The sequence below is a fragment of the Chloroflexota bacterium genome (genome assembly GCA_018648225.1).
In the GTDB taxonomy this organism is placed as follows: domain Bacteria; phylum Chloroflexota; class Anaerolineae; order Anaerolineales; family UBA11858; genus NIOZ-UU35.
The window spans coordinates 2,886-12,544 of sequence record JABGRQ010000134.1 but is presented as its reverse complement, the minus strand read 5'-3'; the positions used below and the strand labels follow the sequence as shown (position 1 = coordinate 12,544).

Sequence of the window (9,659 nt, the reverse complement as noted above, 5' to 3'; positions counted from 1 at the left end):
GGATGATTTATCGATTTTGTTTGATGTCAGTCAATTGCTGGCCTCTACTATGCAGATGGAATCCGTCCTCCAATTGATTGCGAAATACGCTACCCAGCTTCGGGGTTTAGGCAGTGGGGCGATCTATCTTATCGATGAGGAATCTTTGTTTTTAGGCGCGACAACACCGCCTTTGCCAGAGAATTTCCCGGCAGAGTTGCGGCGTGCAAATCTGGCCGAACATCCTCATATTGCCAAGGCGCTCTCATCTCGGAAACCGGTGATTATTGCAGATGTATCTGAAACGAGTCTGTCAACGGCGGAATGCGAGGTTGTTGAACTCAGGTCGTTGTGTTCAATCATTTACATTCCCTTGCTGGCCGGTGCGCGGCTTGTGGGTGCTTTGATTCTGGCATCTACAAATGGCGTGCGTGAATTCTTACCCGATGAAATTGAGATGTATCAAAGTCTGGCAAACCAGGCTGCCCTAACCATCGAGAATGTTCGTTTATACGAGGCATCCCGACACCATGCCTCCGAGTTGGAAAAACGGGTCGCGGAACGGACCAAAGAATTGCAAACCCTTGTTAATTTGATGGCCGGAAGAGAAGTGCGCATGGCTGAGTTAAAAAAGACCATCAAAAAATTGCGCAAACAATTGGTTGATGCTGGTATGGAGCCTATTGCCAATGATCCGTTATTGGAACCCGGTTATTTTGACAAAAAAATCCGAGATTAGATCGGTTTGTGCTATTATGTACGAAAGCTGAGTCAAGCGAAAAGATAGTGGAAGGTCACAAATGAGCGGAATCCGGTTCTCACCAGATTTGGAAGCCATGCGGCAGCGGATTGCTGAGTTAGAGAGGAAGAGAAGTGTGTGTCAGCGGGATGAAGAATTGCAGGCCGCTCAATTGCGGCTGATTAAATTTGCGGATGACCATACCGTAATCCAACTATTACAAAATTTCCTGGACGAAGCCGAAAAATTAACCAACAGCGAGATCGGTTTTTATCACTTTGTTGAAGCCGATCAAAAAACGCTGGCGCTGCAGACCTGGTCAACCAATACTCTGGCGCATTTGTGTAATGCTGATGGTGTGAGTTTGCATTATCCGATTGAGGATGCCGGAGTGTGGGTGGACTGTGTGCGTAAGCGTAAACCCGTTGTCCATAACGATTATGCCAGTTTGCCATATAAGAAGGGACTTCCCGAAGGCCATGCACCGATAGTGCGCGAACTTGTCGTCCCGGTTTTCCGCGGGGAGAAAATTGTCGCCATTCTCGGCGTGGGCAATAAGCCCACAGAATATGATGAGTACGATATTAGCACAATCCAGCGGTTAGCTGTACTGGCATGGGAAACAATTGACCGCAAGAAAGCGGAGAATGCGTTACGAGAGAGCGAAGCCAAGCTGAGAGGCGTTTTTCGGGTGGCGCCGATTGGTATTGGTCTGATTGCTGAACGAGTATTTGTCGATGTGAACGAGTGCTTTTGTGAGCTGACCGGATATGCCAGAGATGAACTTCTTGGGAGGAACACAAAATTTCTATATAGTAGTGATGAGGATTACCAGTCAGTTGGCGAGGAACAAGCGCGCCTGATTAGCGAAAAAGGAATCAGCGCAGTGGAAACGCGCTTTGTGCGCAAGGATGGAGAGATTATTCATGTTTTGCTGGGTTCAAGCCCGCTTGATTCGGCTGATTCGACAATCAATTTTGCCACGACAGCGTTGGATATTACCGGGCGAGTGCTTACAGAAGCAGAGTTAGCCAGGCATCGCGATCAACTGGAAGAATTAGTCGCCGAACGCACAACCCAACTTCAGGAAGAGATGGACAAACACCGACAAATTCTCAGTCTGATGGCCGGGAGAGAAGTGCGTATGGCTGAGTTAAAAAAAGCTATCAAAAAATTGCGAAATCAATTGAAAGATGCCGGTCTGGAACCCATTGCCAACGATCCGTTATTGGAGCATAATATTTCGTAAAGTATGCTTGACCCTTTCGAAATTTCCCCTTTCTGACAAGCGCCTGGCCCGCTACTTATTCCCCAAATTCCAGGTCAAAGTCAAGTTCATCGTTCCATTCATCAGCCGTTTCAATGGTGATTTCACTGAAAATTCCCACCTGATTGGCGTTAACAAAATGGCGCTTGACCAATTCCAGCATCGCCAAAAATGTGACCACAACATCCAAGCGCGAACGATTTTCTCCGAGAATCGCCCCAAAGGTGGCTCGTCGGCTGCGCTTCAGTAGTTGGACGATATGCCCTATTTTTTCGCGGATCGTCACTCTTGGCGCTGAAACTACCTTCCCGAGGGGCGTTCGATTATCAACCTGAGCAAAGACTTCAACCGCTAAGTTGTAAAGATCGTTCAGGCTGAAATCGCCAAAATCGGCGCGCGCCGGAAGTGTGGGAGGGGCTGCCAGGCGCAAGTAGGTGCGCAAGCCTTCAGATGCGCGCGCTTCAAGAATATTAGCAATTTCCTTATAGCGTTTATATGCCAAAAGTTGCCGGGCCAGCGCTTCGCCAGGGTCTTCTTCGCCATCCTCGCGGGCGGGTGGGCGCGGCAGCAACGCCTCAGATTTAATTTGAAGCAATTTTGCAGCAATCACCAAAAAGGCAGAAACATCTTCGGGCGATTGTTCGGGCATGGCGCGAATATACGCCAGATACTGGTCTGTCACCTGTGCCAGAGCTAGTTTAGTAATATCGAGTTCAGACTGTTCGATCAATTGAAGCAGCAAATCCAGCGGCCCTTCATAAACCTGCGTCATAACCTGATAGCTGCCAATTTGCTGGGTAGCAAAGTCAAATTTCATACCCGTGATTATACCTGACAATTACACTTTGCCATGCTATACTTCCCCGCAGAAAGCAGAAATGTAGTGAGCAATGAAATTGATTTATCCCGGGAGTTGAAGTTATGAGTGCCCTTTGGAAAGAAGTTGTTGCCGAGTGGCGCGGCGACACCACCTTTATCGGGAAAAACTTGGTAGGCGGCAGCGTCCAAATGGGTGAGTTGGATGGGCAGCCGGGCATCTCTCCGATGGAGTTATTGCTGACCGGATTGGCAGGCTGTACCGGTGTGGATGTAGCGCTGATTTTAGGAAAGAAGCGCCAGCCTTTGGATGACCTCCAGGTGCGCGTACGTGGAAAAAGGGCCGATCAGCATCCCAAAGTGTATACAGAAATTGTGATTGAGTATTGGCTCTGGGGGGAAGGCCTGAGCGAAAAAGCGATTGAGCAAGCCATTGCACTTTCTGAAGAAAAATACTGCTCGGCCAGTGCCATGCTCGGCGCAAAGGCGCAAATTATTTCTTCCTATCGCATCTTGGCCCCTGGTGAATCAATTCCAGCGTAAGCTAGAAATATCGAATGTAACGGAATGCGCCTTTTTGCATCTAACCAAACTGTATGTCGAAAACCCCCGCTGTGATTTCACAGCTATACTAAAATCTGATTATTCGATCAGGAGGACATAATGATTAACGAACCGATCCATGTTACCGATGCCGCTTTTGAGAAGTCTGTTTTGCAATCCGAGCTTCCGGTAGTGGTTGACTTTTGGGCCCCCTGGTGCGGGCCGTGCCGCATGGTTGCGCCGATTCTGGATAAACTTGCCAAAGAGTACGAAGGCAAAATCGTCGTAGCCAAAGTGAATACGGATGAAAACAATGAATGGGCGATGAAATATGGCGTTCAGGGCATCCCCACGATGCTCTTTGTGGCCGGTGGAAAAGTAGTTCACCAACAGGTAGGCGCCATGCCAGAGCCAACGCTGCGCAATGTGCTGGATCAATTCTTGAACGTGGTTGCCAATCAGGCTGCCGAATAATTGTTTTTAATTAACACAAAAAGAGCATGAACCGCTTTGCGGCTCATGCTCTTTTTGTGTTAGCTGGATTCACGTTGAATATCGGCTCCCAGGCCGCGTAATTTCTCCTCGATACGTTCGTAGCCCCGATCGATCTGGCCTATATTGCGTATCTTCGAACGCCCATTGGCAGCCAGGGCGGCCAGCACTAATGCCAGACCGGCGCGAATATCCGGGCTATCCACCGTTTCGCCAATTAATTGCGTTGGCCCCTGGACAATGCAGCGATGTGGATCGCACAAGACAATTTGCGCGCCCATCCCCGTTAGCTTATCGGTGAAATACATGCGGCCCTCATACATCCAGTCGTGAAAGAGCACCGTCCCGCGGGCCTGGGTGGCGACGACAATAGCGATGCTCATTAAATCTGTGGGAAAAGAGGGCCAGGGCATCACGTTAATTTTCGGGATGGCATCCCCGATATCAGGCTCAATTTCAAGAGTTTGCTCTGCGGGAACAAGAATATCCTCGCCATCCACTTCCCAGACCACACCCAGGCGGCGAAAGACCAGTCGCACCATATCCAGGTAGCGCGGCCCGGCATTGCGAATGCGGATGGATCCGCCCGTTACGACGGCTGCGCCAATAAAACTGACTACTTCAAGGTAATCGGGTCCGATTGTAAATTCTCCGCTACCTAATTTGGCAACCCCTTCAATGGTCAGCGTATTTGAGCCAATATTGCTAATTTTGCCGCCGAGAGTGTTGATCAGGTGGCAAAGTTCCTGAACGTGTGGTTCAGAAGCGGCATTGCGTAAAATTGTTGTACCCTGCGCCGTCGCCGCAGCCATGATGGCGTTTTCAGTAGCCGTTACGCTGGCCTCGTCGAGCAAGATATCGTTACCGTGCAAACCACCCTGCGCTGAAAAATGAAAAACGCGTTCAACACGATCGTATTCGATCTCTGCGCCCAGCGCTTCAAGCGCCAAAATATGCGTATCGACGCGGCGGCGGCCAATCACATCGCCGCCCGGTGGGGGCAGATGCAGTTCGCCGGTGCGCGCCGTCATTGGTCCGGCCAGCAAGATCGAAGCCCGAATACGGCGGCACTCATCCGGGTTGAGATCGTGTGTGCGCACCTCTTTGGCATGGACGCGCCAGGTATGATCGCCAATAGTTGTGATTTCTACCCCCAGGCTTGTGATTAGTTTGCGCATAGACAATACGTCCTGAATTTCAGGGACGTTATGCAAAATGACTGGTTCTTCGGTCAGCAGGCAGGCGGCCAGTAATGGCAGGGCTGCATTTTTATTTCCCGAAGGGATAACTTCGCCGTTGAGCGGCTTCCCGCCATGAATGATGAAGCGTTCCATGTTGATCTCCGTATCAATATTTATTTTTCTTGTGGTGTGGGCTTGTTTAGATTGACCTGATCGTAACGATGTCGCCATCGCGCAGTTTGAGCAGTTCGGCGGCGCTGTGCCGGTTGGCGGCAATTTCGATTAATCCAGTGCTGCCGATCAGCGCGGCGCAAGTTCCGGCTGGAATTTCGCCAAAGGTCTTGGCCCAGGGCAGGGGGCGGCCATCCGGGAGGTGAACGCGGTATTGTGCAGGGTTGATGTTTTGTTTGGGGGTTGTACTCGCCCAGGGCGTTAAGTGTAGTTGGCCTTCCGGGGTGTGTGTGAATTGGCCCAGGCTGGTCAGCAGGTTGCCAAAATGATCGGCATGCAAGATTTCGCCGTGGATGCTGCCTTCGAGGGTAATCTCCAGCCGGGGAGGGGGCAGCCTCACCGGGTTGGGCACTGCCGGGCCAAAACTCGAGGGGGATACCCCCAAAGAGGCGTGTGCCGCCGCTGGGCTGAAAACATCCCGCCCGTGGAAGGTCATCCCCGGGGATGTGAGCATATATTGGGGATTGGCTAATTCCCAGGCGGGGGAATCTTCGCTCATCACATAACTAAAGCTGCCATTATCCGGCCCGACAAATCGATAAGTGCCGTTGTCGGCGATGATTGCCCGGCGCGGCGTGCCGACACCGGGATCGATCACGCTGAGAAAGATGCTGCCCTTTGGGAAGAAATCAGCCGCCTGCCACAAAGTGAGCGCCGCGCGGCCGATATCGCCGGGGGGAATATTGTGGTTGAGATCAATCATGCGGGCTGCGGGGTTGATGCGGGCGATAACGCCTTTCATAATGCCCACAAAAGCATCGCGTGTGCCAAAATCGGTTAGTAAAACAATCGGGTTGTGCATGGCGCAGATTATACGATGATCTCGGCATTAGTGCATTATGCCTGTATAATATTTGCATGTTCTCAAAGATAATATTTTTTGCGTTGCTGGGCTGGGGCGGCGGTATGCTTGTTAACTGGCTTTCGGATATGTTGTGTTCGTTGCGTCTGGATTCGTTGCTTGCCGATGTGCCTTGTAAAGCCTGTGTGTTGCCAAAGCAATGGGGCGCATATTTTTCAGGGTTGCAGCGTTGCCCGCAATGTAGCCGATGGCGTGTTCGTTATTTTCTAGTAAATAGTGTGTTTGCGGGGATCAGTATTGGGCTGGGGATTGCGCCGCCCGAGGGGATGCCTTATGGGGTGGGCATGGCCTTGATGATTTTCTTCGGCGTGGTGACGGTGATCGATGTGGAGCATCGGTTGATTTTGCATCCAGTGAGTTGGGTAGGCGCGTTTATGGGCTTGGGGTTTGGTATTTGGTGGCGCGGCTTAGTGGCTACTTTGCTCGGTGGCGCGGCTGGTTTTTCTCTGATGTTGGGTTTATATTTCTTCGGCGACCTGTTTGCCAAATGGATGGCGCGTCTGCGCGGTGAAACCCTGGAAGAGGTGGCTCTGGGCTTTGGCGATGTGAATCTGGCTGGGATTTTGGGCTTGCTTTTGGGTTGGCCGGGGATTATTGGTGGTTTGGTGCTGGCAATTTTGCTGGGCGGCGTATTCAGTTTGCTGTATTTGGTGGGAATGTTGATTGTGGAACGGCGTTACCGGGCGTTTGCGGCAATTCCGTATGGCCCCTTTTTGGTTGCCAGTGGGGTGATTCTACTCTTTTTGCAGGATATGATGTGGGGAATATGGCCCTGAACACTAGTTTTCTATGAGGAAGCCAGGGGCGAATGTCATTCTGAGAGCCCATAGGGGTCGAAGAATCCCTGAAAACTTGATTGAAATATCCAGTTTTGTAGGGTTTTCTCGCCGCTGGCTCGAAATGACATTTGGAAAATACTATTGGAATACCGCAATTATTCCAGAAAATCTAATACGCGTGCCAGAACTTCCTCCGGGGTCAGAGCGTTGGTGTCGATGTGCAGATCGGCGTGTTGATGGGCATGCGCAAGGCGTTCGATTTGCTGTTGGTATTCCCTTTCGGTCCAGTTGAAATTTTTACGCGCCATTGTAATAAGGTAAGATACTTCGAGGAAAATCAGGATATCGGGATTTGTGATGTGCTGCCACATATTGGGGGCAAAAGAGTGTTCCTGGGCAATGTGGCGCACGCTGAAACCGCGTGCTTTCAATCGGCGGGCCAGTTCCGATTTTCCAGAGCCGCAAGCTCCTACGATTCCAATTCGTATATTTTTTGTATCCATATCTGCGCTGGTGGCGAGTATTCGGGCTGCCGCAACCGCGAATCAATATTTGCAGGATAGAGCGCCTTAGATTTGGCCGTTGTCTTGTGACGCGCGGCTGATTTCGCTGGCTCCCCCGAGGATAGCCAGCGCATCAGCCGCCTTGATACGTCGCTCGGGGCCAGGGTGATAATCGGGCGCCTCGTTTTGGCGGCGCAATAATACGACACTGACATCATAATCGCGCTCGATAGCCTCAACACTCAAGCCGTTGAGGGTTGATTGTTCTGTAACTTGTAGACTGGCAAGACAAAGCGACTGGCCTTCTACGGTGATGGGACGGGTCATATCCACGCCCGCGGCGGTGGCGGCAAAAATTGGCGAGGCCGTAGCCGAGGTACTGATAGCCTGAAAGCCAAACTGCTCTTTAAGTTCATGGGCAAATTCATCGTCGAAAATGCGTACCACCACACGGATATCTGGATTCAGGCGACGCGCTTTCATGGCAGTTTGCAGGTTCAGGCCGTCTTGTCGTGTGCAGAGAATGATCGCTTTGGCTTTGGCAACCCCGGCAGCTTCCAGCGCGATTTCGCGGGTACTGTCGTCTATCAGCACAGGGATGCCAAGGTCGCGCACGCGATTGACAAGGTCGGCCTTGGGGCTGAGATCAATCACCACCACGTCGCGCCCCAGCGAATGCAAATGCTGTGCCACGCGAACACCTAAATGACCCAAGCCTACTAAAACAACATGACGGTTGAATGTGGATGCAACAGCCATTTCCCACTCCTTGCCGCGGGCGCGGCGATTGAAAAAAAGTACGCCAAAATCAGCCACGCCTTGCGCCAGTATGCCAATACCAACGACGGGCATCAGAAAATAGAAAATCTGTAAATACCAGCTTTGAGGGAAATTGATTACCGGATTCAGGAAAACCAGGGTGAGGATATGATAAGCGGCGGCAGCCACATCTCCGATGGGTTCGTCGGCCATGCGCGCTAGATATTGATAAAACAATCCCCCACCATAAATGGTTGCGATGAATAAGGCCAGCGGCCATTGGAACTGACGAAAAAGCAGCCAGCTATCGCGCAAGCCCGCGCGTAATCTTCGACCCAGCAAGGATTTTGAGCGCCACCTCATGGCCCGAGTGGCAAACGCACTGTCATGCGTCGAATCATGACGCTGCTGTCATGGGTGGCCTCGTCAGGGGTTGATACAACGCGGAGAGCGACCACGCTAATATCATCTACCGGGCGGCCATTATCCAGCTTTAGCGCGTGTTTGAGCAGTGTGTCGGCGACAAATTGGGGAGAGGGGTCTTCGTCGTTATCCAGTGTGGATTGCAGGCAAGTTACCGCGTCCATGGAACGGCCATCGCGCGAACCGGCGTGGGTGATGCCATCGGTAAAGATGACCACGGTGAGGCCGGGCTTGAGTTCTACCTGCGTAATCACTGGGCGTGTGTTGCGATAAAATCCGATCGACTCGCTTTCTTCGTTGAGGATTGTAATTTCTTCATCGCGTGCCAGTAGAATGGGGGCCGGATTGTTGCGGGTGCAAACCAGCGTATTGCTCATCAGATCGGCAGAAAGAATATTGAGCGTGGCCGAAACCTTTCCGCCGCGCTCTGTATGCAGCGCGTCGGCTGCGGCGCGGGCTGCGGCTCCATCACGCACGCCCTCGGCCAGCAGCGAAATGATTTTACGCACAACAAACGATGAAACCCACTTGGCCCCTTTGCCAGAGCTTTGTCCATCCGCCATCACAACCGATACCCCGCCATTGGGACGCTCGATAACTTCCACGGTGTCGCCGCTGGTCGAGGTGGCATATTTTTTAACTTTAGAGACTGCGATTTGCACTTCCATGCCTGAATTTTACCAACAAAGTCGTTTCCGATGTAGATTGGTTTTAGGGTTTTCTGGCGCGGACGATGAGCAGCTTCCAGGATGCTTCGGTAATTTCCTCGACACAGGCTTCAAAGCCAGCCGCGGTGAAATATTCCAGAAAGCGATTGTTCCACGGGGGAGCCTGACCGGTGAACTTAAAGAGTTGGGCGGCGGCTTTTTCAAGGGGGCGTTTTCCGGTAATCCAGGCGCTGGGCAAAACCACAAACTCGCCGCCGGGGCAGAGTACGCGCAAGACCTCGTGGAAAGTCTCCGGGGCAAAAATGAACTCCGGGGGAAAGGTAGCCACGATCTGGTGGAATGAATTATCTGGGAAGGGGATGAATTGCGCATAGCCATTGACGATGCGCGCTGTGAAGTGAAGTTTGCGCAGGCGGC

At 51.8% G+C, this 9,659-nt stretch carries 12 protein-coding genes; 5 read left to right on the top strand and 7 right to left on the bottom strand.

Features of this window, described 5'->3' with window-relative positions; genetic code table 11:
• Both HN413_13455 and HN413_13450 read left to right on the top strand, forming a co-directional pair.
• Positions 1 to 718 (top strand): GAF domain-containing protein (locus tag HN413_13455; GenBank protein ID MBT3391403.1); only part of this gene is annotated, 718 nt, incomplete at its 5' end.
• A gap of 61 nt (positions 719 to 779) precedes the next feature.
• Positions 780 to 1,967, top strand: coding sequence for a GAF domain-containing protein (locus HN413_13450; protein MBT3391402.1), 1,188 nt, complete (start codon positions 780 to 782; stop codon positions 1,965 to 1,967).
• Between the two features lie 55 nt (positions 1,968 to 2,022).
• Here HN413_13450 and HN413_13445 read toward each other — a convergent pair whose 3' ends face one another.
• Positions 2,023 to 2,802, bottom strand: a complete 780-nt coding sequence (locus HN413_13445) for a segregation/condensation protein A (protein MBT3391401.1) — start codon at positions 2,800 to 2,802, stop codon at positions 2,023 to 2,025.
• A gap of 104 nt (positions 2,803 to 2,906) precedes the next feature.
• Here HN413_13445 and HN413_13440 point away from each other — a divergent pair, with 104 nt between their 5' ends.
• Entirely contained in the window at positions 2,907 to 3,344 is a 438-nt protein-coding gene (locus HN413_13440; GenBank protein MBT3391400.1) for an OsmC family protein, read from the top strand.
• A gap of 120 nt (positions 3,345 to 3,464) precedes the next feature.
• Complete coding sequence (trxA, locus tag HN413_13435; GenBank protein ID MBT3391399.1) at positions 3,465 to 3,818, top strand: thioredoxin; 354 nt, start codon at positions 3,465 to 3,467, stop codon at positions 3,816 to 3,818.
• A 59-nt stretch (positions 3,819 to 3,877) separates the two neighbouring features.
• Here trxA and murA read toward each other — a convergent pair whose 3' ends face one another.
• Positions 3,878 to 5,176 carry a UDP-N-acetylglucosamine 1-carboxyvinyltransferase gene (murA, locus tag HN413_13430; GenBank protein ID MBT3391398.1) on the bottom strand — a complete coding sequence of 433 codons (1,299 nt, stop codon included), beginning with the start codon at positions 5,174 to 5,176 and terminating at the stop codon, positions 3,878 to 3,880.
• Between the two features lie 40 nt (positions 5,177 to 5,216).
• Positions 5,217 to 6,050 (bottom strand): SAM-dependent chlorinase/fluorinase, encoded by an 834-nt coding sequence (locus HN413_13425; GenBank protein MBT3391397.1) that lies wholly within the window; start codon positions 6,048 to 6,050, stop codon positions 5,217 to 5,219.
• A gap of 56 nt (positions 6,051 to 6,106) precedes the next feature.
• Between HN413_13425 and HN413_13420 the strand changes: the two genes are divergently transcribed.
• Entirely contained in the window at positions 6,107 to 6,886 is a 780-nt protein-coding gene (locus HN413_13420; protein MBT3391396.1) for a hypothetical protein, read from the top strand.
• 158 nt (positions 6,887 to 7,044) lie between these two features.
• On the opposite strand, the gene HN413_13415 is transcribed toward HN413_13420, so the two are convergent.
• From HN413_13415 to HN413_13400, 4 genes are all read right to left on the bottom strand, one after another.
• Positions 7,045 to 7,392 carry a hypothetical protein gene (locus HN413_13415; protein ID MBT3391395.1) on the bottom strand — a complete coding sequence of 116 codons (348 nt, stop codon included), beginning with the start codon at positions 7,390 to 7,392 and terminating at the stop codon, positions 7,045 to 7,047.
• A 66-nt stretch (positions 7,393 to 7,458) separates the two neighbouring features.
• Positions 7,459 to 8,493: a hypothetical protein gene (locus tag HN413_13410; GenBank protein MBT3391394.1), complete on the bottom strand. Its 1,035-nt coding sequence runs from the start codon at positions 8,491 to 8,493 to the stop codon at positions 7,459 to 7,461.
• 17 nt (positions 8,494 to 8,510) lie between these two features.
• Positions 8,511 to 9,242 (bottom strand): SpoIIE family protein phosphatase, encoded by a 732-nt coding sequence (locus tag HN413_13405; GenBank protein ID MBT3391393.1) that lies wholly within the window; start codon positions 9,240 to 9,242, stop codon positions 8,511 to 8,513.
• Positions 9,243 to 9,285: 43 nt separating this feature from the next.
• Positions 9,286 to 9,659, bottom strand: a 374-nt coding sequence (locus HN413_13400) for a methyltransferase domain-containing protein (protein ID MBT3391392.1), incomplete at its 5' end; no start/stop codon positions are given.